The following is a 21,148-nucleotide window of genomic DNA, read 5'->3' on the forward strand; positions in this document are numbered from 1 at the left end:
GCCGGCGCGGACTACTGTCGGCGCCATGGTCGATCTGCTCGTGGTCGGCGGGTTGGGCGTGGACATCCGCGCCCGGGTGCCCGCCCTGCCGTTGCCGGCCGCCGACTCGCTGGCGGTGCCCCCGATCGAGTTGCGGGTCGGCAACACCGGGGCCGGGGTGGCGCTGGCCGCCCACGCGCTCGGCCTGCGGGTGGCCCTGGTCGACGTGCTCGGCGCCGACCCGGCCGGTGACGTGGTCCGGGCGGCGCTGGCCCGCACCTCGGTGCGCGCCGTGCTGGCCGACGCGCCGGCCGGCACCCGCCGCTCGGTGAACATGGTCGACCCGGCCGGCCGGCGGATGTCGCTCTACGACCCGCGCCCGTGGTCCGGCCCCGCGCCGTTCGGGGAGTCGGAGCTGGCCGGGCTGGTGCGGGAGGCCGCGCACGTGCACGTGTCGATCATGGATTGGGCCCGGGACGCGCTGCCGGCCCTGCGGTCCGCCCTCGGCGCCGGGGTGTCGCTCTCCACCGACCTGCACGACTGGGACGGCGAGAACGACTACCACCGGCCCTTCGCCGACGCGGCCGACCTGGTCTTCGTCAGCGACGTCCAGCTGGGCGACCGGGCCGGCAAGGTGGCGGCCGGACTGGCGCCACGGACGGTGCTGGTGACCGGCGGGGCGGCCGGCGCCACCCTGCACGGCCCGGACTCGCCGCCGGTCCACGTGCCCGCGACCACCCCGCCGGCAGCCGTGGTCGACACCAACGGCGCCGGCGACGCGTTCGCCGCCGGCCTGATCGCCGCCCGGCTGCGCGGCGCCACCCCGCTCGACGCGGCCCGCTACGCGGCCCGGGTGGCCGCGGTCGCCTGCACCCACGACGGCATGGAGTATCCGGCCGGCCTGCTGCCTCAGGTCTGAACCCGGTCAGATAGCCCCGGTCTCGCCGTCGGTCAGCTCGCGCACGATGTCGGCGTGCCCGGCGTGCCGGGCGGTCTCCTCGATGAGGTGCACGAGCACCCAGCGCAGCGACACCTCGCCGAGCTGCGGGTGCGGCACCACGTGGTCGAGGTGGAACCGGGCGGCGACGGCCCGGGACCGGGCGCAGGCGGCCCGGTAGGCGGCGGCCAGCCCGTCCACCGTCTCGCCCGGGTCGAGCGTGAAACTGGCCTCGGCGTCGGCCTCGCTCGTGAGGTAGACGTCGCCCGGGCCGGGGGCGAACAGGCAGGGCAGCCAGTTCCGCTCCACCAGGGCGAGGTGTTTCAGCAGCCCGGCGAGGGTGGTGCGGGAGGGCACCAGACGTCGGGTGGCCTCGGCGTCGGAGAGACCGCGCGCCTTGCGCAGCACCGTGGCCCGGTGGAAGTCGAGGAACGATTCGAGGATCGCCCGTTCGTCGCCCGTGCGGGCGAGGACCGGACCGAGGGTGGGGTCGATCGTCGGTTCCGCCATTCCCGGAACCTAGTCGCCCGGCCCGCCGGCGCGCTGCCCCTCATCCCGCTGCGGGCCGACGATCGGCGGGGCAGGATGGGCGCATGGCATCCACGGTGCAGATCCCCCTGATGGGCGGCACGGCCGATGGCGAGGTGGTCACCGTCGAGCTGGACAGCAACGGCCGCCCGCCGCTGACCCACCACCACCTCGGGCCGGAGGGGCTGGCGCACGCCCAGATCTACGAACTGCAGTCGGACGACAAGCAGGACGGCTCGTGGGTCTACACGTTCCGGGGGCCGGCGGCCTGACGGCCGCTCAGGCCGTCACCCGGGTCAGCGTCCGCGACCGGATGCTCTCCAGCACGCCGCGGGTGACCTGGGAGGTGCCGTGGGCCTGCTCGCACACGGCGGCCACCAGCCGGGCGGTCTCGTCGGCCCGCGCGTCGCGCTCGTCCCACAACCGGTCCACCTCGGCCAGCAGCGGGCCCTCCACCTCGCGCTCCACGCCGCGCAGCGCCGGCACCCCGAGCCGCTGGGCCAGATCGAAGACCTTTCCGGCGTACGGCAGGGGCAGGAACGGGGTGCCCATCATGGCCGCGAAGATCAGGAAGTGCAGGCGCATGCCGACCGCGAGGTCGAAGTGCCTCATGAGGCCGAGCACCTGCCGGGGCGAGTAGTCGTTGTGCAGGATCCGGCCCCGCTCGGCGGCGACCATGTGCGACATCACCCCGTGCGAGTGCCGGATGTCGTCGCGTTCCATCGGCACGAAGAGCACGTACGCGTCGATCCGGTGCACCAGGAAGTCGCTGATCTGGGCGAGCAGGCGGTGGTAGCCGTCGACGTCGAGGCGTTCGGCCGCCCGGCCCGGTTCGCGGACGCTCAGCCCGACCAGCTGCTTGCCGGCCGGTACGCCCTCCTCGCGCAGCCAGCTCTCCGGGAAGTCGTCGGGCGTGAGCAGGAACGCCGGGTCGGCGGTGACGGTGATCGGGTTCAGCAGCCCGGCCTCCTCCAGCACCATCCGGGACTCCTGGTCCCGCACGGTCACCTCGGTGGCCTTGCCCAGGGTCTCCCGCACCATCCCGGTGTCCACCCCTTCGCTGAGCGGGCCGACCCCGACCGCGTACGTGAGCAGCGGCAGCCCGCGCTCCTGGGCGACCCGGACCACCCGCAGGTAGCGCCGGGCCTCCTTGTCGTAGAGGATCCCGCCGCCGCCGAGGACGAGCAGGTCGAGCTGGGCCAGGACCGCCGCCGAGTCGACCCGGCTCACGCCCTCCCAGGGCACCGCCTCCACGTCCGGGTGCTCCAGGGCGGTGTGTGCGGGGTTCCGCGAGAAGACGATGATCCGGGCGTTCGGCTCCTGCTCACGCAGGTCGGCCAGGAGGCCCGTGAGGATCGCCTCGTCACCGAGGTTGCGACCGCCGTACGAGCCCAGCACACCGATGGTCAGTCCGGTGCCATCCGTCATCGTCGCTCCTCCCCAGGTGCGTCCCGGGCAGCGTTCCCGCTGGTCGCGGGGACATACCTGGCCGGGGAGCGGGTCAGCCGGCGGCGACCAGACGGGAGACCAGGGCGGACACCACCTGATCGGCGTCGAACCCGGCGTCGATCGAGGTGGTGAGCAGGTCGAGCAGGAGCCCGTCGACCGCGTAGTGCAACAGGGCGATCTCGAAGGCGCCGCCGGGCAGCCCGGCGGCGACGTGGAAGGCGACGTCGTCGGCGTACCCCCGGCGCAGCACGTCGCCGAGCGCGGCCCGCAGCTCGGGGCGGCGGGAGGCCTCCAGCCGCAGCTCGAACAGGGCCCGGGTGAGGTCGGGCTCGCGGGTGGTGCGCTCGACGATGTAGCGCAGGTAGTCGGTGACCAGCGCGAGCGACGGCTCGCGCCGGCCGAGGTCGGCCAGCACGGCCGGGTCGGGCGCCATCCGGTCGAAGATCCGTTCGGCCAGCCCGGCGAGCAGCGCCGCCCGGGACGGGAAGTAGTTGGAGGCGGTGCCGGTGGGCACGCCCGCCTCGGCGTCCACCGCCCGGTGGGTCAGCCCGCGCGCGCCGGCGGCGGCGAGCACCCGCAGCCCGGCGTCGGCGAGCAGCGTGCGGCGTTCCGGGTTCCTGGCCATGACAGCACCCTAGCAATAACCACGACAGGTGTTGTACATTCTCTCTCGACCACGACAGCCGTCGTGGTTGAGTCCGGACATCGGAGTCGGTTTGCACAAGCTCGTGTACTACGTCGCCAGCACCCTCGACGGCTTCATCGCCGCCCCCGACGGGTCCTACGACTTCCTCCCGCTGGAGCCGGAGGTGGCGGCCTACCTGACCGCCGAGTGGCCCCAGACCTTTCCCACGTTCGCCCACGCCCAGTTCGGCATCGCCTCGCCGCCCGCCGGCCGCTTCGACGCCCTGCTCATGGGCCGGGCCACCTACGACCCGGCGCTGAAGATCGGCGTGACCAGCCCCTACGCACACCTCAAGCAGTACGTCTTCAGCCGCTCGCTGCCCCCGTCGGACGACCCGCAGGTCGAGATCGTCAGCGGCGACCCGGTGGCCTTCGTCCGCGAGCTGAAGGCGCAGCCCGGCGGCGACATCTGGCTCTGCGGCGGCGGGCAGCTCGCCGGCCAACTCCTCGACGAGGTCGACGAGCTGGTGGTCAAGCTCAACCCGATCGTGGTCGGCAGCGGCATCCCGCTGGCCGACCGCGGGTTCACGCCGACCCGGTTCACCCTGGCCGGGACCCGGCCGTTCGACAGCGGCGTGGTGGTCCTCCGCTACACCGCCGAGGCGCGGTAATCGGTTGCCGCGGCCGGGCGGCGTCGCGCACGGTGGGTCGGTGACAAGCCTGACGAAGAGCCGGATCCGCTGGACCGACCTGCCCGGAACGGTCCGCGCCGCCGTCGAGGAGATCCTCGGCGACCGGGTGGTGGCGGCGGAGTCGCAGCACGGCGGCTTCTCCCCCGGCACCGCCGACCGGGTCCGCACGGCCGGTGGCGGGCGGGCCTTCGTCAAGGCGGTCAGCCCGGCGCAGAACGACCGCAGCCCCACCCTGCACCGGGCAGAGGCGCGGATCGCCGCCGCGCTGCCGCCGGCCGCGCCGGCGCCCCGGCTGCTCGGCAGCCACGACGACGGCGACTGGATCGCACTGGTCTTCACCGACATCGAGGGCCGGCACCCGGTCACCCCGTGGAACGCCGGCGAGCTGTCCGCCGTGCTGTCCACCCTGGAGGCGATGGCCGGCCTGCTCACCCCGGCGCCCGCCGCGGTGGTCAGCACCGCGACCGAGCAACTGGGGTACGACTTCGGCGGCTGGCGGCGGCTCGCCGCCGACCCACCGGCCGACCTGGACCCGTGGGCGCGGGCCCGGCTGCCCGAGCTGTGCGCGGCCGCCGACCGGGGGCTGGCCGCGCTGGCCGGCGACACCCTCTGCCACGTCGACATCCGGGCCGACAACGTGCTGCTCGGCCTGGACGGCACGGTGACCGTGGTCGACTGGCCCTGGGCCTGCCGCGGGCCGGCCTGGCTGGACAGCCTGCTGACCCTGATCAACGTGCAGGTGCACGGCGGTCACGACCCGGAGGCGCTGCTGGCCGCCCGGCCGCTCGCCGCCGGGGTGGACGCGGCCGACCTGACCGGGGTGCTGGCCGGGTTCACCGGCTTCTTCCTGGATGGCGCCCGCCAGCCGCCCCCGCCCGGCATCCCGACGGTCCGGGCGTTCCAGCGGTTGCAGGGCGACGCTCTGCTTCCCTGGCTCGCCCGCCGGCTGGGCTGACGGCTTTCGGGATCAGCCTCGCTTCGCGAAGGTCAGGAAGGCGCGCCAGGTGTCCGGGGTGAAGGCGAGGGCAGGACCGGCCGGATCCTTGCTGTCCCGGACGCCGACCACGCCCGGCAGGTTGTCGGCCACCTCGACGCACTCCCCCTGGCCGCTACGGCTTGACTTCCGCCACTGCGCGCCGATCAGCTCCACGATGTCACCGCTTCCTTCATCAGCTCGATCGACTGGCGACGGGACAGCGCCTCGTTGCGGACGCTCTCCCACCTCGACAGCAGGATAGCCAGGTCCTCATCTCTGTCGACCACGTCGCCGCCGAGCTGAGTCTCCAGGTGGCCGACCCAGCCGCCGTTCGCGTCTCTACCCAGGACGAACGGCCCGATCAGTCCCACGTGCACACTCACCTCCACAGGGATGACCTGCACGCTGATGTGCGGCTTGGCGGCGCAGGCGATCAGGTGCGCCGTCTGCTCGGCCATGATGCCCTTGAAACTCTCGTCGGCACGTCGCAGGACGGCTTCCTCGATCACCGCAATGAACTGCGGCGGATTCGGCTGCGAGAGGATGGCCTGCCGGTCCAGCCTGACGTTGAGCCGCTGCTCGACCTCGTCGTCCGTCAGGGTGTCTGCTGAGCGGATGACCGCGCGGGCGTAGTTCTGCGTCTGCAGCAGCCCTGGAATCAGGGTCGGCTGGTAACAGCGGAGCTGCTGTGCCTGCCGTTCCGCTTCCAGCCAGGGCCGTAGCCAACTCGGCTGGCCGTCGCGGTCAGCGAGCTTGAGCAGCGACGTCAGCAGGCCGCCGGTGGCCAGCACCTCGTCCGCACGTTGAAGGAAGAACCGGTCAAGCGGCCGTTGGCCCAGCTCGACCGCGGACACCTGGGAACCCGAGAAGTGAACCAGCTTCCCGAACTCCTCCTGGCTCAACTCGGCCTTCACCCGCAAGCGCCGTAGCTGGGCACGGATCAGGTCGGCGGTCGGCTCGCTCTCCACGCTTCCTCCCCGATTTCTCGGCGACCTTCCCGGCGTCGCCACGTTTCGGTATCGGCCGACCCGACGTGTCCACGATCAGCCTCGCCGGGTTCCGAGAGTAGTGCTGTCCTCAACAGACTGTCACCGGTGGGCCGCTTCCCGTCCGGCCCGCCGCGGGGCCGCCCCCGATTCCCCCGATGCCGGGGGCGGCCCCGACCTCAGCCTCCGTGACAAGGAAGGGCGTGATGAGCGGCGCCACGCTTCCCGTACCCCGGCTCGGGCCGCACCCCGACCGGCCGCGCGCCTACCCGCCGGACCGGCCGCCGCACCTGCCGATCCGGCCGCTCTGGCTGTGCCGGGCCTGCGGGTCGCCATGGCCGTGCGCCCAGGCCCGGCTGCTGCTCAAGGTCGAGTACGCGGATCACCCGGTCGACCTGGCCGTCTACCTGTCCGGCCTCTACCACGAGGCGACCCACGACCTGTTCCGGCTCAACCCGGACGACGGGCCCACGCCGCGCGAGCTGTTCGAGCGGTTCGTGGGGTGGGGGCCGTACCGGCGGGGCGTGGTCGAATGACGGCCTCAACCATCCGCCGGGTGGAGCGCGTTCCTAGGGGGCGAGGGGGTGGGCATGTCGGAGACGTTCCACGAGTTCGTGGTGCAGCGGTCGCCCGCGCTGTCGCGGACCGCGTACCTGCTGACCGGGGACCACCAGCACGCCGAGGATCTGTTGCAGAGCGCGCTGGCCCGGACGTACCGGCACTGGCGGCGGATCCGCGACGGGGACCCGGAGGCGTACGTGCGCCGGGTCATGTACCACCAGCAGGTCTCGTGGTGGCGCCGGAGGCGGGTGGCGGAACGGCTGGACGCGGCGCCGGTCGAGCGGGGCGGCGACGACCACAGCGACGACACCGCGCTGCGGCTCAGCGTGGTGGCCGCGCTGCGCCGGCTCACCGCCCGGCAGCGGGCCGTGGTGGTGCTCCGCTACTACGAGGACCTGACCGAGGCGCAGGTGGCCGAGGTGCTCGGCTGCTCGGTGGGCACGGTGAAGCGGCACGGGCACGACGCCGTACGCCGGCTCCGCGACCTCGTCCCCGACCTGTGGGAGCCGACGCCGGAGAGGAGCGGGCGATGAGCTTACGGCTGCGGGAGGCGCTGCGGGAGGCGGCGGCCGAGGTACCCGCGTACCCGGTGCGCGAGCGTGCGGTGCGGACCGCGCGGCGCACGCGGCGGCGGATGGCGGCGGCGGTCGCGGCGGTGCTGGTGCTGGTGGCGCTCGTGCCGGTGGCGGTACGTGATGACGGGCGGCCGGCGCTCGCGCCGGCCGACGCGGGCGGCCCGGCGCTGCCGGATCGGATCGGGCTGCCGCAGTTCGGCGCGCTGCGCGCCACCGACCGGCCCCGGCTCGGCCCGGCGTCGGTCGTGTTCAGCGGGCAGGCGCGCGGCCTCACCGGGCTGATCGACGAGAACGGGACCGTGGGCATCGTCGGCGCCGACGCCGATCGCTACCGGACCTGGACGGTGGGCTACGAGGCGCCGGCCGGTGAGCAGGTGCTGCTCTCCCCCGACGGTCGGCGGCTCGCCGTGCCGGGCGGGTCCCCCGAGCATCCCGGGATCGACCTGGTCGATCTGGTGGACGGCACGGTCCGGCGGCTGCCCAGCCCGAGGCAGGGCAGCACGATGACCGAACCGGCCGGCTGGGCGCCGGACGGTTCCGCGCTGGTGGTCCGGGACACCACGCCCGCCAACCCGGAGGGCAGCGCCCATGTCAACACGCTCAGCCTGGTCCGGCTCGACACGGGCCGGGCGGTACGCCTGCTGGAGACCGAGCAGCTGCCGGTCTTCGGCACGCCGGTCGCGTTCGACGCCGCCGGATCCCGGCTGGCCTACCAGGTCGGCGACAAGGTGCTGGTCACCGGCGTCGACGGGCAGAGCATCACCTCGTTCCCGCTGCCGCCGGAGAGCGGGCTGGCCGGCAAGGGTGCCTGGCTGCCCGACGGGACGCTGGCGCTGGTCAGCCACGACCCGGGCACCGACCGGTGGCGGCTGCGCCGGGTCGACACCACCGGCAAGGACCTGGGCGCGCCGGCGCTGCCCGCCGTCGCGGGCGTCACCACCATCCGGCTGCTCGGCTGGCAGGTGGACGGGACCGCCGTGGTGGTCGCGTACCGGCCCGAGCCGAACTCCCCGGCCTACTTCCCCGGAGCGCTGGAGATGGACCAGCGCACCGCCTACGGAAACGTGCGGACGATCCGGGTGCTGGGCCTGGCCCCGGGGGCGGCCTCGCCGACCACGCTGCTCACCGCGCCGGACCAGGTGCTCGCCATCGACGTGTCGGACGCGGTGGTGCGCGCCGGCCGGGTCCGCGCGGCGGCTCCGCCGTCCGGGCCGGGCGGCCGGGTCTGGTGGGCGGCCGGGGCGGCGGCGCTGCTGCTCGGTGGCCTGGTGTCCGCGCGGCTGCTCCGGCGGCGACGACGGGCGCAGCGGTCACTCGGGGGCACGCACCTCGTGGGTGAGGAAGGGCAGCACCGCCGCGGGCAGGGCGGGTGAGCCGACGATGTCGTAGTGGGTCAGCCCGGGCAGGACGGCCAACCGGGACGCGGGCCGGCCGGTGCCGTCCCAGCCGGCGTCGCGGTGGCCGCCGCCGAGCAGCCCGAAGAACTCGGCCACGTGGTGGACCGGGATCGAGTCGGCGTCGGCGAAGACCAGCAGCACCGGCATGGGCAGGGCGGCCACCTCGGCCGACCAGTCGTACTCGCGGCGCAGCAGCTCGCCGGTCCTGGCCCACAGGGTCGGCCAGTCCTGCGGGCGGGGCGCTACCCGCTCGTAGAGCTGGTGCGGCGGGGTGCCGCGCATCCGCTCGGCGACCCGCTCGTCCTGGGCGGCCATCGCGGCCAGCACCTCCGGGTACCAGCCCTGCCGCCGGCACGGCGTGGAGACCAGCACGAGGCGCCGGACCCGGGCCGGGTGCTGGATCGCGGCGCGCAGGGCCACCCCGCCGCCGAGGGAGTAGCCCAGCACGTCGGCCGGCGGCAGGTCGAGGTGCCGCAGCAGGGCGGCGACGTCGTCGGCCATCGACTCGTAGCGCAGCGGCCGGTCCACGTCGGCGGTGCGGCCGTGGCCTTGGAGGTCGACGGCGACGACCCGCCGCCGCCTGGTCAGGTCGGGCAGGATCGGGGCGAACATCTCCGTCGACCCGTAGCCGCCGTGCAGCAGGACGAGCGGCTTCCCCGCGCCCTGGACCTCGTACCACAGGCGCAGCCCGTTGACGTCCGCGTAGGTCACGCCCCTTCAACGACGAACGGCCCGGTGGCGGGTCGCCCCGCCGCCGGGCCGTCCGGCTCGGCGTTACCCGGCGACGTACCGGTGCAGCAGCCCCTCGTCGCTGTCGACCGTGCCGGCCCGGCGCAGGCCGGCCTTCTCCAGCACCCGGACGGACGGCACGTTGGCCGGGTCGACGGTGGCGAAGACCTCGGCCACCCCGGGTACGGTGCGGGCGAAGGCGACCAGCGCCCGGACGGCCTCGGTGGTGTAGCCCCGGCAGCGTCGAGATGGGGCGATGCCGTAGCCGAACTCGACCGCACCGTCGGTGGGCGGCCACTTCAGCCCGATGGCGCCGACGGTGAGGCCGGTCTCCCGCTCGACGATGAGCCGGTGGCCGTGCGGCCGGTCCGGGTCGCCGGCGATGATCCCGGCGATCACCCGGTCGCCGCCGGCGGGGAAGTCCGCCGCCCAGTGCGGGCGCCGCTCCCCGGCGACGACGGCGGCGGCCTCCTCGGCCGGCCAGGGGCGCAGCACGAGTCGTTCGGTGGTCAGTTCAGAGATGAACAACGCGATTCTCCAAGGTCGTGGAGTGACCCGGGTCGCGGTCGGTCAGCGCGCGCGACCCGGAAAAAGGCATGGCAGGGGAAGCTCATGGCAATCCATGGCCTCATCCCCCTGCGCCCACGACGGTCGCGTGTCCGCGCACCGGCACTCTAGCCCATGATCCGGATACGCCGCGCCCCCGTTGCCTCGGGCCAACGGGCAACGGGGGCGCGGCGGAGGACCGGTCAGCTGACGCCGGTGACGGCCTTGACCAGGTTGATGGCGAAGTAGATCACGAACGCGGCGGCCACCGCCCACATCAGCGGGTGGATCTGCCGCGCCTTACCCTGCGCCACCCGGATCGCCACCCAGCTCACGAAGCCGGCGCCGATGCCGTTGGTGATCGAGTAGGTGAACGGCATGAGCGTCATGGTCAGGAAGGCCGGGACGGCGACGCCCACGTCGGTGAAGTCGATGTCCTTGACCTGGCGGATCATCAGCGCGCCGACCACCACCAGCGCCGGGCCGGCGGCCTCGCTCGGCACCAGCGACACCAGCGGGGTGAGCAGCAGCGCACCCAGGAAGAGCACGCCGGTGACCACGCTGGTCAGGCCGGTCCGCCCACCGTCCGCGATGCCCGAGGAGGACTCCACGTACGTGGTGGCCGACGAGGCGCTGCCCGCGCCGCCGGCGACCGCGGCGACACCGTCGACGAAGAGCACCTTGCCGAGCCGCGGCATGTCGGTGCCGTCCTCGGTGGCCAGGTTGGCCTGCTTGGCCAGGCCGACCGTGGTGCCCATGACGTCGAAGAAGTCGGCCAGCACCAGGGTGAAGACCAGCAGCAGCGCGGTCATCAGGCCGACGTGGGCGAACGCGCCGAACGACACGTTGCCGAGCAGGTGCAGATCGGGCTTCTGGACCAGCGGGTCCGGCAGGGTCGGCACGTTGAGCCGCCACCCGTCCGGGTTGGGCTTGCCGTCGACGAGAGCCGGACCGGGCTTGGCGAACGCGTTGACGATCACCGCGACGGCCGTGGTGGCCACGATGCCGATGAGGACGCCGGCCTTCACCTTGCGGGCGACCAGGATGCCGGTGACCAGCAGGCCGATCAGGAAGACGACCGTGGGCCAGCCGCGCAGCGTCCCGTTGCTGCCCGAGCCGAGCTGCAGCGGCACGCCGGTGCCCGCCCGGACCAGACCGCCGTCGACGAAGCCGATCAGCGCGATGAACAGGCCGATGCCGGCCGCGATGGCCGCCTTCAGCTCGGCCGGGATGGCTCGGAACACGGCCTTCCGGAAACCGGTCAGCACCAGCACGGTGATGATCAGACCCTCGATGACGACCAGGCCCATGGCCTCGGCCCAGCTCATCTGGGACGCGACCGCGTACGCCACGAAGGCGTTCAGCCCGAGGCCGGTGGCCACCGCGAACGGCACACGGCCGACGACGCCCATCATGATCGTCATGACCGCGGCGACCAGGGCGGTGACCCCGGCGACCGCCGGGATGCCCAGCGTCCTGCCGTCGGCGTCCGGCGCGGTGCCGATGATCAGGGGGTTGAGTACGACGATGTAGGCCATCGTCGCGAAGGTGGTGAGCCCGGCGAGCACCTCGCGCCGGACCGTCGAGCCTCGGCGGGTGATCTCGAAGAAGCGGTCGAGGCGGCTCTGCGCGGCGGGTTCCGCCGGCTCGACCGGGGCAGCAGGATCCTGCGTAGTCACGCTCATGGCGTGGCTTACTCCGTTCCGGGTTGGCCCAGCCGGTCACGCCGGCCGGGCGGTGGGGGTGCAGCCGTCCCGTTGCGGTTGGCCCGGAGAACGTCGGGACGGCTGGGCTCCACGGATCCCGTGAAGCACTACGAAGCCGCGCCCCGGGTCCGGGGAAGCGACTTCGCGAGGCCCACCTTAACCGCCGGGTAACGGCAGATGACCTGCCCCTGAGCGGGGATCCGGCGCGGGGGTGGCCAAGGTCACGCCCGGACCCGGTGCCGGGCGATCCATTCGGCGTTGATCTCGTCGGCCTGCCGCGAGTGGCGCGGCCGGACCGGGACCCCGGCCGACGGCAGCCCGAGCGCGTCGAGGACGCCTCGGGTCACTCCGCCCGGGTCGGCCGCCAGGTCCTCGTAGCGCACCCGGTGCGGGGTGATCCCGTGCCGGGCGAACCACGCGTCCCAGGCGCCCTGGTGCTCCGCGATGGTGCGCAGCAGCTCGTCGATGCCGTCCGGGTCGTAGCGCGGCTCGCCGGTCGACGGGCCGGACGCGTCGACGGCTTCTGGGTCGATGGCGGTCGTGCACGAAGGCGGTCCGGCCGAACGCCCGACACCCGGGCTAGCCGCGGCGGTGGAGCACCATCCGGCGCGCCAGTTCGTGAAGTTCCTCGCGCGCGGCCTGCTCCCGACCGGTCGGGTCGGTCACGCGGAACCCGTGCAGCCGGACGGCGTCGGCGTCCACGTCGTCCGGCCGGCGGTGGCCCTCCACCACGAAGCCGACCAGCGCGCGCAGCGCCTCCTCACCCAGTTCGAGGGGGTGGAACGGCAGCCGGTCCCAGCCCGGCACCGGGTGCTCCCCCGCCCAGTACGGCAGCTCGAACGGTAATGGCTCGCCGATGTTCTCTCCGACGCCTTCGGGTCCCACGCTCAGCGACCGGACCAGGACGCCGTCCTCCCACACCGCGAATCCCAGCCAGTCGCTGACCGAGTGCATGGCGTGCAGCACGATCCGCCGCCCGGCGCCCGCCTCGACCAGGCGTGTGGGCAGCGCGGACGGCGGGTTGAAGGCCAGCCGCCGGTCGCAGAGCAGGTCCACCCCGGGCAGCGCGACGGCGTACGTGACCTCGTCGGGCGGGTAGACGGCGTCCCACAGGCACTCGTCGGCGGCGGCATCGACGAGGTGCCCCGGGTGCACCCGCCGGACCAACGCCTCGGCCGCGTCCCGGTCACCGGCGGTGGCGCCGCGCAACGCCGTGGGGATGTCCCCGTCCGCGTACGCCAGCAGTGCCGTCTTCGCCCCCACGTCCCCGCTCCCCTCCCGTGACGAGTGTCGCCGCAGGCTACCGACCGCCGAGATCTTGGGACGGATCCGCCCCTCGGGGGGCCAGTTCGTACCAAGATCTTCAAGAGGCGGTGCGGGGGCGGGCGCGGAGGTGGGCGCGTTCGCCCTGGGCGCCGAAGAGGCTGAGGAACTCGACCGCCTCGTCGTCGGCTCGGCCGAACCAGTGCGGCACCCGGGTGTCGAACTCGGCCGCCTCGCCGGGGGCGAGCACCAGGTCGTGCTCGCCGAGGACCAGCCGCAGCCGCCCGTTGAGCACGTAGACCCACTCGTACCCCTCGTGGGTCTGCGGGGTGGGCTCGGCGGGCCGCCCGCCGGCGGGGATGACCAGCTTGTACGCCTGGATGCCGCCGGCCCGGCGGGTGAGCGGCAGCATGGTCATGCCGTGCCGGGTGACCGGCCGCAGGTGGATGCGCGGGTCGCCGGTGGGCGGGGCGCCGACCAGCTCGTCGAGCGACACGCCGTGCGCCCGGGCCAGGGGCAGCAGCAGCTCCAGGGTGGGCCGGCGGCTGCCCGACTCCAGCCGGGACAGGGTGCTCACCGAGACGCCGGTGGCGGCCGACAGGTCGGCCAGGGTGGTCTCCCGTTCGCGGCGCAGCGCGCGCAGCCGGGGGCCCACCGCGTCGAGCGCCCGGTCGAGGTCGTCGTCCATCCCCCCAGTTTGCCAGATCAGCAACAAAGTTTGCGGGTTCGGCCACCGCCGCCGCATCGTTGCCGCAGGAGGTGGTCAGGGTGACCGAAGGTTACGACGTGGTGGTGATCGGCGGCGGCGCCGCCGGATTGAACGGGGCGCTGATGCTGGCCCGGGCGCGGCGGTCGGTCCTGGTGATCGACGGGGGCCGCCCGCGCAACGCCCCGGCCGAGGGGGTGCACGGGCTGCTGGCCCGCGACGGCATGCCACCGGCCGAGCTGCTGGCGCGCGGCCGGGACGAGGTGCGCCGGTACGGCGGGCACCTGGTGGACGGCGAGGTCGACACGGTGACCCGTGACGGTGCGGGGTTCACGGTGGCGCTGGCCGACGGCCGCCGGGTCCGGGCCGGCCGGCTGCTGGTGGCCACCGGCCTGGTCGACGAGCTGCCCGAGCTACCCGGACTGCGCGAGCGGTGGGGCCGGGACGTGGTGCACTGCCCGTACTGCCACGGGTGGGAGGTGCGCGACCGGCCGATCGGGGTGCTGGCCACCGGGCCGCTGTCGGTGCACCAGGCGCTGCTGTTCCGCCAGTGGAGCGACGACGTGGTCCTCCTCCGCCACACCGCGCCGCCGCTCGGCGACGAGCAGGCCGAACAGCTGGCCGCCCGGGGCGTCACCGTGGTCGAGGGCGAGGTCGCGTCGGTGGAGGTCGTGGAGGACCGGCTGGTCGGGGTACGCCTGCGCGACGGCCGGCTGGTCGCGCGCGAGGTGCTGGTCGCCGCGCCCCGGATGGTGGCGCGGGCCGGGTTCCTGGCGGCGCTCGGTCTGCGGGCCGTGGAGCATCCGGCCGGGGTCGGCGAGCACGTTCCCGCCGACCCGACGGGGCGTACCGAGGTGCCCGGGGTGTGGGTCGCGGGCAACGTGACCGACCCGGCCGCGCAGGTCGGCGCGGCAGCGGCGGCGGGCGCCCTGGCGGCCGCCGCCATCAACGGCGACCTGGTCGCCGAGGAGACCCGCCGGGCGGTCGAGGCGCGGCGGCGCGGCTGAGCACGCGGAGGGGTGGCATTCACGAATACGACTTACATGGCCAAAATTGCCCTTTAGGTTACTGCCCGAGGGTGCAGTCGAGACCGGGGGGCGACGTGGACGAGTATCCGCCGATCGAGGATCACGGGCTCATCGGTGATCTTCAAACCGCCGCCCTGGTGACCTGCGACGGGACGATCGACTGGTTCTGCGCGCCGCGTTTCGACTCGCCCAGCATCTTCGCCGCCCTGCTCGACAAGGAGCGGGGCGGCTACTTCCGCATCGCCCCCCACGAGGCCACCTACGTCACCAAACAGCTCTACCTGCCCGGCACCCCGATCCTGATCACGCGGTTCATCAGCGCCGACGGGGTCGCCGAGGTCCAGGACTTCATGCCGGTCACCGGCGAGCGCGTCACCGACGTGCACCGCCTGGTGCGCATGGTCACCATGGTCCGGGGCAGCATGCGGTTCCGGCTGGAGTGCCGGCCCCGGTTCGACTACGGGCGCGAGAAGCCGCAACTGGAGCGGCACCGGAACGGTTTCGTCTTCCGCGGCTCGTCGGCGTCGCTCACCTTCAACCCGGTCCAGCCGATCCGCCAACTCATCGCCAAGGAGGACATGCACCTGGGGGACGGCGACCTGATCGGGTTCGGCACCCTGAACCAGGGCGACACCGGCGGGGTGGTGCTGGAGACGAACTCGGAGCTGGAACCCCGGGCCGTCCCGCTCGAAGAGGTGCAGGGGATGTTCGAGTGGACCCGGGACTACTGGCGACGGTGGGTCGAGCGGTCCCGGTACACCGGCCGGTGGCGGGAGATGGTGGAGCGGTCGGCCATCACGTTGAAGCTGATGACGTACGCGCCGACCGGGGCGATGATCGCCGCGCCGACGGCGGCGTTGCCCGAACTGGTCGGCGGCACGCGCAACTGGGACTACCGCTACACCTGGGTCCGGGACACGTCCTTCTCGGTGCACGCGCTGCTCGGCCTCGGCTTCACCGAGGAGGTCGGCCGGTACATGGACTGGCTCGACGAGCGGATCCGCGAGGCCGGCGACCACCAGGCCCCGCTGAAGATCATGTACCGGGTCGACGGATCGTCCGACCTGCACGAGGAGATCCTCGACCACCTGGAGGGCTACCGCGGCTCCCGGCCGGTCCGGATCGGCAACGGCGCCGCCGACCAGCTCCAGCTCGACATCCACGGCGAGGCGCTCTACGCCATGCACGTCGCCGACGAACAGGGCATCCGGGTCTCCCACCAGGTGTGGAAGAGCACCGTGCGGCTCGTCGACTGGCTGTGCCACAACTGGGACCAGCCGGACGCCGGCATCTGGGAGAGCCGCCACCATCCCCGGGACTACACCTTCGGCCGGGTGATGTCCTGGGTGGCCCTGGACCGGGCCATCCGGCTCGCCGGCCGCACCGGCCGGCCCGGGGACGTCGCCTGCTGGACCAGCCAGCGGAACCTGATCTACGACCAGGTGATGGCGCGCGGTTATCACCGGGGCCGCGGGTCCTTCGTGCAGGCCTACGGCGAGAACGTCCTGGACGCCGCGCTGCTCTCGATGCCGGCGGTCGGCTTCGTGACGCCGTCGGACCCGATGTGGTGCCGCACCCTCGACGCCATCGAGCGGGAGCTGGTCTCCGACAGCCTGGTCCACCGGTACGACCCGGTCCACTCCCCCGACGGGCTCCCCGGCCACGAGGGCACCTTCAACATGTGCACCTTCTGGTACGCGGAGGCGCTGGCGCGCTCCGGCCGCCTGGACGACGCCCGGCTCACCTTCGAGAAGATGTTCACCTTCAGCAACCACCTCGGCCTGTACGCCGAGGAGATCGCCTCGACCGGTGAGCAGATCGGCAACTACCCGCAGGCCTTCAGCCACCTCGCGCTGATCAACACGGCGCTGGCGCTGAACGAGATGCTCGATGCCGAGGCCCAGTCCCGGCAGCGGCGGTGACTCCTCCGGACCGTGTGCGGGGTTAGTCGACGGCAGGCCGGGTAGCCACACGCGCTGCGTGTGCAGCCCGTTGAACCGGCCTTCCTTGCCGACGAACCCCAGCCGAGAGGAACGACGGTGTCACACGAGTACACGAAGAACCCGGAGGCAGTTTCCCGGTTGTCGCCCGAGCAGTACCGGGTCACCCAGGAGGGCGGGACCGAACCGCCCTTCGCCAACCCGTACTGGGACAGCAAGGAGCAGGGCATCTACGTCGACGTCGTGTCCGGCGAACCACTGTTCGCGTCCGCCGACAAATACGACAGCGGCACCGGCTGGCCCTCCTTCACCAAACCGGTCGAGCCGAAGAACGTGGTCGAGGTGCGGGACTCCACCCTCGGCATGGTCCGCACCGAGGTCCGGTCCGCGCACGGCGACAGCCACCTCGGGCACGTGTTCGACGACGGCCCGGTGGCGACCGGCGGGCTGCGCTACTGCATGAACTCCGCCGCGCTCCGGTTCATCCGGCGCGACGACCTGGAACGGGAAGGGTACGGCGAGTACCGCGCACTGTTCGAGCACCCGGACGGGGGGCGAAGCGATGACCGACACGACTGAGAAGGCCGTCCTGGCCGGCGGCTGCTTCTGGGGGATGCAGGACCTCATCCGGAAACGCCCCGGCGTGGTCTCCACCCGGGTCGGCTACACCGGCGGGGACGTGCCCAACGCGACCTACTACAACCACGAGGGGCACGCCGAGGCGATCGAGATCGCCTACGACCCGGACAAGCTCTCGTACCGGGACCTTCTCGAGTTCTTCTTCCAGGTCCACGACCCGACCACGAAGAACCGGCAGGGCGGCGACGTCGGCAGCAGCTACCGGTCCGCGATCTTCTACTGCGACGACCAGCAGCGGAAGGTCGCCGAGGACACCATCGCCGACGTCGACGCCTCCGGCCTGTGGCCGGGCAAGGTCGTCACCGAGGTCACCCCGGCCGGCCCCTTCTGGGAGGCGGAGCCGGAGCACCAGGACTACCTGGAGAAGCATCCCGGCGGCTACACCTGCCACTTCCCCCGGCCCGACTGGAAGCTGCCCCGCCGGGGCGAGAACCCGAGCTGACCGCACGCAGCCGAGTGACCAACGAGGAAGGGAGCCCGACGTGGCCGCCAGGACCCAGACGCTCGCACGCGCCACCGACATCAAGCCGTTCACCGTGGAGATCCCCGAGGCGGACCTCCAGGAGATGCGCCGGCGCATCGCGGCCACCCGGTGGCCGGAGAAGCAGACCGTCAGCGACCAGTCGCAGGGCGTGCCGCTCGAAACAAGCCAGGCCCTCGCCCGCTACTGGGAGAAGGAGTACGACTGGCGCAAGGTCGAGGCGAGATTGAACTCCCTGCCGAACTTCATCACCGAGATCGACGGCCTGGACATCCACTTCATCCACGTCCGGTCCAAGCACGAGGACGCGCTGCCGCTCATCGTCACGCACGGCTGGCCCGGCTCCATAATCGAACAGCTGAAGATCATCGAGCCGCTGACCGATCCCACGGCCCACGGCGGGGCCGCGTCGGACGCCTTCCACGTGGTGATCCCGTCGATGCCCGGCTACGGCTTCTCGGGCAAGCCGACCGAACCCGGCTGGGGCCCCGATCACGTCGCGAGGGCCTGGACCGAGCTGATGAAGCGCCTCGGCTACGACCGGTTCGTCGCCCAGGGCGGCGACTGGGGCGCCCTGATCACCAACCTCATGGGCGTGCAGGCGCCGCCGGAACTGGCCGCCATCCACACCAACATGCCGAGCACGGTTCCGTTCGAGATCGACGCGCTGGTCCAGTCCGACATCACCGGAATCAACGGCGCGCTCTCGAAGCTGCCGGCCAACCTCTCCGACGAGGAACGGCGGGCCACCGAGCAGCAGGACTTCTTCTGGAAGCACTCCGCCTACGCGCTGATCATGGCCACCCGCCCCGAGACACTGATCGGCCTGGCCGACTCGCCCGTCGCGCTGGCGGCCTTCATGTGCGACCACGACGCGGCCAGCCTGGAGCTGATCTGCCGGGCGTTCGCCGGGAACCCCGGCGGCCTCAGCCGCGACGACATCCTCGACAACATCACGCTCACCTGGTTGACGAACACCGGCGTCTCCTCCGCCCGCATCTACTGGGAGAACAAGTACTCCTTCCTCGGCGCCAAGGACGTCTCCGTGCCGGCCGCCGTCAGCGTCTTCCCGGACGAGCTCTACCAGGCGCCGCGGAGCTGGGCCGAGCAGGCCTATCCGAACCTCATCCACTACAACCAGCTCGACCGGGGTGGGCACTTCGCGGCGTGGGAGCAGCCGCAACTGCTGTGCGACGAGCTCCGCACCGCCTTCCGGTCGGTTCGCTAGATGGCCGTCTCCGAGCGGCTGCGCCTGCCCGCGCTCGACGGGGCGACCGGGTGGCTCAACACCGAGCCACTCGGTCCCGCCGAGCTGCGGGGACGCCCCGTCGTCGTGAACTTCTGGACGCTGACCTGCATCAACTGGCTGCGCCAGGAGCCGTACGTCCGGGCGTGGTCGCGGGCCTACGGGGACGACGGGCTCGTGGTCCTCGGGGTGCACACGCCGGAGTTCTCGTTCGAGCACGACATCGACGGGGTGCGCCAGGCGGTCGCGGCACGGGGGATCGACTACCCGGTCGCGCTCGACAACGACTACGGGGTCTGGAGCGCCTTCGACAACCACTACTGGCCGGCGCTCTACTTCGTCGACGGCGACGGCGTGATCCGCGACCACCACTTCGGCGAGGGCCGCTACGAGCAGTCCGAACGGGTGATCCAGCGGCTGCTCGGCGTCGACCGGGACCTCGTCCCCGTCGAGGGGCGCGGCGTCGAGGCCGACGCCGACTGGGACCACCTGCGTACGCCCGAGACGTATCTCGGCTACGCGCGCTCCGAGCAGTTCGCGTCACCGGACGACGCCACCTACGACGCCACCCGCGCCTACGAACTCCCCGCGAGCCTGCCCGCCGACCACTGGGCGCTCGGCGGCGAGTGGACGATCGGCTCGGAGTACGTCGTGTCCGACCGGGCCGGCGCCACCCTCGCTTTCCGGTTCCAGGCCCGCGACGCGCATCTCGTGCTGTCGGCCGGAAGGCGGGACCCGATCCCCTTCCGCCTGCTCCTCGACGGCGCGGCTCCGGGCCCGGCACACGGCGACGACGTGGACGAGGACGGCAACGGCCTGCTCCGGGAGGGCCGGCTGTACCAGCTCGTCCGCCAGCGGGACGGGGTCCGGGAGCGGACCCTGGAGATCAGGTTCCTCGAGCCCGGCGCCGAGGCGTACGTGTTCACCTTCGGCTAGACCGCCGTGCGGGCCAGGCAATGAGGACGGCGAGCGGCGCCAAGCTGTTGCGCATGCCCGAGGGACCGCACCGGGCCAACTTCCTGGAGCTGTTCTTCGACCTGGTGTTCGTCGTCGTGCTCATCCAGCTCTCGCACGAGCTGATGCAGGACCTCACCTGGTCGGGCGCCTTCCGGACGCTGGTGCTGTTGTTGGCCACATGGTGGGTCTGGAGCATCACCGCCTGGACCACCAACCTGTACGACCCGCAACAGATGTCGGTGCAGCTGGTGGTCACCGGGACCATGCTCGGCAGCCTGGTGATGGTCGTGGCGCTCCCGGACGCGTTCGGCGAGCGCGGCCTGGCCTTCGCGGGCGCGTACGTCGCCATCCATGTCGGCCGTCAACTCTTCCTGGTCCTCGCCCTGCGCGGCCAGGATCTGCAGCGCCGAAGCATGCGGGTGCTGACCTGGTTCGGCGTGTCGGCGGTGCCCTGGATCGCCGGGGCGCTGGCGCCGGTGTCGGCCCGCGTCGTCCTGTGGACGCTGGCGGTGGCGGTGGACTTCGCGGGCGGCGTCCTGCGCTTCCCGACCCCGCGGCTGGGGCGCTCGCCCGAAGCGGAGTACCCGATCGTGGCCGAGCACCTGGCGGAGCGGTACCGGCAGCTCTTCATCATCGCGCTCGGCGAGTTGATCCTGGTCGGCACGTTGACCCTGAGTGCGAGCGGCTTCGCCGCCGACCGGACGTCGGCGTTCGTGGTGTCGTTCGTCGCCACGGTGATGTTCTGGCGGATCTACGTGCACCGGGCCGGGGAACTCCTGCCCGCCGCCATCTCGGCGGCCCGCCGGCCGGATCCCCTCGCCCGGTTGGCGGCGATCGCCCATCTGATGATGCTCGCGGGCATCGTCGCCACCGCGGTGGGCGACGAACTCGCCATCACCCATCCACTCGGCCACACGCGACCCTCCTGGGTCGCCGTCATCCTCGGCGGACCCGCGCTGTTCCTGGCCGGTCGCGCCGCCTTCGAGTACGCCGTCTTCGCCCGGGTGTCCCGGGACCGGCCGATCGGCATCCTGGTGCTGGGCGCGCTCGTACCCCCGATGCTCCTGGCGCCGCCGCTGGTGGCCGCCGTCGCCGCGGCCGCGGTGCTCGTCGGGGTCGCCGTCGCCGACACGGTCCGCGCGAACCGCGGCCCGGTCGAGTCACCCTCACCTCCCGGCTAGTGGTCCGTCGTAGGCTGCATCT

25 protein-coding genes are annotated in these 21,148 nt (G+C 72.9%); 14 read left to right on the plus strand and 11 right to left on the minus strand.

Translation table 11 applies throughout. The features are described from left to right. Positions 1-25: 25 nt before the first annotated feature. Positions 26-898: a carbohydrate kinase family protein gene (locus ACQP12_RS25510; RefSeq protein ID WP_433282605.1), complete on the plus strand. Its 873-nt coding sequence runs from the start codon at positions 26-28 to the stop codon at positions 896-898. Positions 899-904: 6 nt separating this feature from the next. Here ACQP12_RS25510 and ACQP12_RS25515 read toward each other — a convergent pair whose 3' ends face one another. Further along, positions 905-1,426 (minus strand): DinB family protein, encoded by a 522-nt coding sequence (locus tag ACQP12_RS25515; protein ID WP_433282607.1) that lies wholly within the window; start codon positions 1,424-1,426, stop codon positions 905-907. 83 nt (positions 1,427-1,509) lie between these two features. Here ACQP12_RS25515 and ACQP12_RS25520 point away from each other — a divergent pair, with 83 nt between their 5' ends. Further along, the gene (locus ACQP12_RS25520; protein ID WP_433282609.1) at positions 1,510-1,716 is read left to right on the plus strand and encodes a hypothetical protein; all 207 of its coding nucleotides are present in this window, start codon (positions 1,510-1,512) and stop codon (positions 1,714-1,716) included. A 7-nt stretch (positions 1,717-1,723) separates the two neighbouring features. Here ACQP12_RS25520 and ACQP12_RS25525 read toward each other — a convergent pair whose 3' ends face one another. Both ACQP12_RS25525 and ACQP12_RS25530 read right to left on the minus strand, forming a co-directional pair. Then, positions 1,724-2,872, minus strand: coding sequence for a polysaccharide pyruvyl transferase family protein (locus tag ACQP12_RS25525; RefSeq protein WP_433282610.1), 1,149 nt, complete (start codon positions 2,870-2,872; stop codon positions 1,724-1,726). A gap of 73 nt (positions 2,873-2,945) precedes the next feature. After that, on the minus strand, positions 2,946-3,518 hold the full coding sequence (locus tag ACQP12_RS25530) for a TetR/AcrR family transcriptional regulator (protein WP_433282612.1): 573 nt from the start codon (positions 3,516-3,518) through the stop codon (positions 2,946-2,948). Positions 3,519-3,609: 91 nt separating this feature from the next. On the opposite strand from ACQP12_RS25530, the gene ACQP12_RS25535 reads away from it, so the two are divergent. Further along, complete coding sequence (locus tag ACQP12_RS25535; protein WP_433282614.1) at positions 3,610-4,188, plus strand: dihydrofolate reductase family protein; 579 nt, start codon at positions 3,610-3,612, stop codon at positions 4,186-4,188. 40 nt (positions 4,189-4,228) lie between these two features. After that, entirely contained in the window at positions 4,229-5,164 is a 936-nt protein-coding gene (locus tag ACQP12_RS25540; protein ID WP_433282616.1) for a phosphotransferase family protein, read from the plus strand. A gap of 12 nt (positions 5,165-5,176) precedes the next feature. Here the strand turns inward: ACQP12_RS25540 and ACQP12_RS25545 are convergent, their stop codons facing one another. Both ACQP12_RS25545 and ACQP12_RS25550 read right to left on the minus strand, forming a co-directional pair. Further along, on the minus strand, positions 5,177-5,362 hold the full coding sequence (locus tag ACQP12_RS25545) for a DUF397 domain-containing protein (protein WP_433289445.1): 186 nt from the start codon (positions 5,360-5,362) through the stop codon (positions 5,177-5,179). Next, positions 5,350-6,153: a helix-turn-helix domain-containing protein gene (locus ACQP12_RS25550; protein WP_357939529.1), complete on the minus strand. Its 804-nt coding sequence runs from the start codon at positions 6,151-6,153 to the stop codon at positions 5,350-5,352. Before ACQP12_RS25550 ends, ACQP12_RS25545 begins: the two co-directional genes overlap by 13 nt. A gap of 224 nt (positions 6,154-6,377) precedes the next feature. Here ACQP12_RS25550 and ACQP12_RS25555 point away from each other — a divergent pair, with 224 nt between their 5' ends. Genes ACQP12_RS25555 through ACQP12_RS25565 form a run of 3 tightly spaced genes read left to right on the plus strand, consistent with a single transcriptional unit; the run spans position 6,378 to position 8,680 of the window. Then, positions 6,378-6,707, plus strand: a complete 330-nt coding sequence (locus ACQP12_RS25555; protein WP_433282618.1) for a hypothetical protein — start codon at positions 6,378-6,380, stop codon at positions 6,705-6,707. 54 nt (positions 6,708-6,761) lie between these two features. Beyond that, positions 6,762-7,265 carry a SigE family RNA polymerase sigma factor gene (locus tag ACQP12_RS25560; RefSeq protein ID WP_433282620.1) on the plus strand — a complete coding sequence of 168 codons (504 nt, stop codon included), beginning with the start codon at positions 6,762-6,764 and terminating at the stop codon, positions 7,263-7,265. Then, complete coding sequence (locus ACQP12_RS25565) at positions 7,262-8,680, plus strand: TolB family protein (protein ID WP_433282622.1); 1,419 nt, start codon at positions 7,262-7,264, stop codon at positions 8,678-8,680. The genes ACQP12_RS25560 and ACQP12_RS25565 overlap by 4 nt, the downstream gene beginning before the upstream one ends. On the opposite strand, the gene ACQP12_RS25570 is transcribed toward ACQP12_RS25565, so the two are convergent. From ACQP12_RS25570 to ACQP12_RS25595, 6 genes are all read right to left on the minus strand, one after another. Then, positions 8,618-9,415: an alpha/beta fold hydrolase gene (locus ACQP12_RS25570; protein ID WP_433282624.1), complete on the minus strand. Its 798-nt coding sequence runs from the start codon at positions 9,413-9,415 to the stop codon at positions 8,618-8,620. The two genes, ACQP12_RS25565 and ACQP12_RS25570, sit on opposite strands and share 63 nt — an antisense overlap. Positions 9,416-9,478: 63 nt before the next feature. After that, entirely contained in the window at positions 9,479-9,961 is a 483-nt protein-coding gene (locus tag ACQP12_RS25575; protein ID WP_433282626.1) for a GNAT family N-acetyltransferase, read from the minus strand. Positions 9,962-10,182: 221 nt separating this feature from the next. Then, positions 10,183-11,664 (minus strand): NCS2 family permease, encoded by a 1,482-nt coding sequence (locus tag ACQP12_RS25580; protein WP_433282628.1) that lies wholly within the window; start codon positions 11,662-11,664, stop codon positions 10,183-10,185. Positions 11,665-11,906: 242 nt separating this feature from the next. Then, complete coding sequence (locus ACQP12_RS25585) at positions 11,907-12,218, minus strand: Stf0 family sulfotransferase (protein WP_433289447.1); 312 nt, start codon at positions 12,216-12,218, stop codon at positions 11,907-11,909. 46 nt (positions 12,219-12,264) lie between these two features. Next, positions 12,265-12,948 carry a DUF6928 family protein gene (locus ACQP12_RS25590; RefSeq protein ID WP_433282630.1) on the minus strand — a complete coding sequence of 228 codons (684 nt, stop codon included), beginning with the start codon at positions 12,946-12,948 and terminating at the stop codon, positions 12,265-12,267. A 100-nt stretch (positions 12,949-13,048) separates the two neighbouring features. After that, complete coding sequence (locus ACQP12_RS25595) at positions 13,049-13,636, minus strand: helix-turn-helix domain-containing protein (RefSeq protein ID WP_433282632.1); 588 nt, start codon at positions 13,634-13,636, stop codon at positions 13,049-13,051. A gap of 80 nt (positions 13,637-13,716) precedes the next feature. Here ACQP12_RS25595 and ACQP12_RS25600 point away from each other — a divergent pair, with 80 nt between their 5' ends. The 7 genes from ACQP12_RS25600 to ACQP12_RS25630 all read left to right on the plus strand — a co-directional run bounded on the left by ACQP12_RS25600 (position 13,717) and on the right by ACQP12_RS25630 (position 21,126). Continuing rightward, entirely contained in the window at positions 13,717-14,661 is a 945-nt protein-coding gene (locus ACQP12_RS25600; RefSeq protein ID WP_433282634.1) for an NAD(P)/FAD-dependent oxidoreductase, read from the plus strand. A gap of 95 nt (positions 14,662-14,756) precedes the next feature. Further along, positions 14,757-16,604, plus strand: a complete 1,848-nt coding sequence (locus ACQP12_RS25605) for a glycoside hydrolase family 15 protein (RefSeq protein WP_433289449.1) — start codon at positions 14,757-14,759, stop codon at positions 16,602-16,604. Positions 16,605-16,721: 117 nt separating this feature from the next. Then, positions 16,722-17,201 (plus strand): peptide-methionine (R)-S-oxide reductase MsrB, encoded by a 480-nt coding sequence (gene msrB / locus ACQP12_RS25610; RefSeq protein WP_357939509.1) that lies wholly within the window; start codon positions 16,722-16,724, stop codon positions 17,199-17,201. Further along, complete coding sequence (gene msrA / locus ACQP12_RS25615) at positions 17,185-17,703, plus strand: peptide-methionine (S)-S-oxide reductase MsrA (RefSeq protein WP_433282636.1); 519 nt, start codon at positions 17,185-17,187, stop codon at positions 17,701-17,703. The genes msrB and msrA overlap by 17 nt, the downstream gene beginning before the upstream one ends. Positions 17,704-17,827: 124 nt before the next feature. Then, positions 17,828-18,970 carry an epoxide hydrolase family protein gene (locus tag ACQP12_RS25620; protein WP_433289451.1) on the plus strand — a complete coding sequence of 381 codons (1,143 nt, stop codon included), beginning with the start codon at positions 17,828-17,830 and terminating at the stop codon, positions 18,968-18,970. Next, entirely contained in the window at positions 18,971-19,924 is a 954-nt protein-coding gene (locus tag ACQP12_RS25625) for a redoxin domain-containing protein (protein WP_433282638.1), read from the plus strand. 53 nt (positions 19,925-19,977) lie between these two features. Further along, on the plus strand, positions 19,978-21,126 hold the full coding sequence (locus ACQP12_RS25630) for a low temperature requirement protein A (RefSeq protein WP_433282640.1): 1,149 nt from the start codon (positions 19,978-19,980) through the stop codon (positions 21,124-21,126). Positions 21,127-21,148 lie beyond the last annotated feature (22 nt).

The organism is Micromonospora sp. CA-244673 (assembly GCF_050948395.1).
Taxonomy (GTDB): Bacteria; Actinomycetota; Actinomycetes; order Mycobacteriales; family Micromonosporaceae; genus Micromonospora.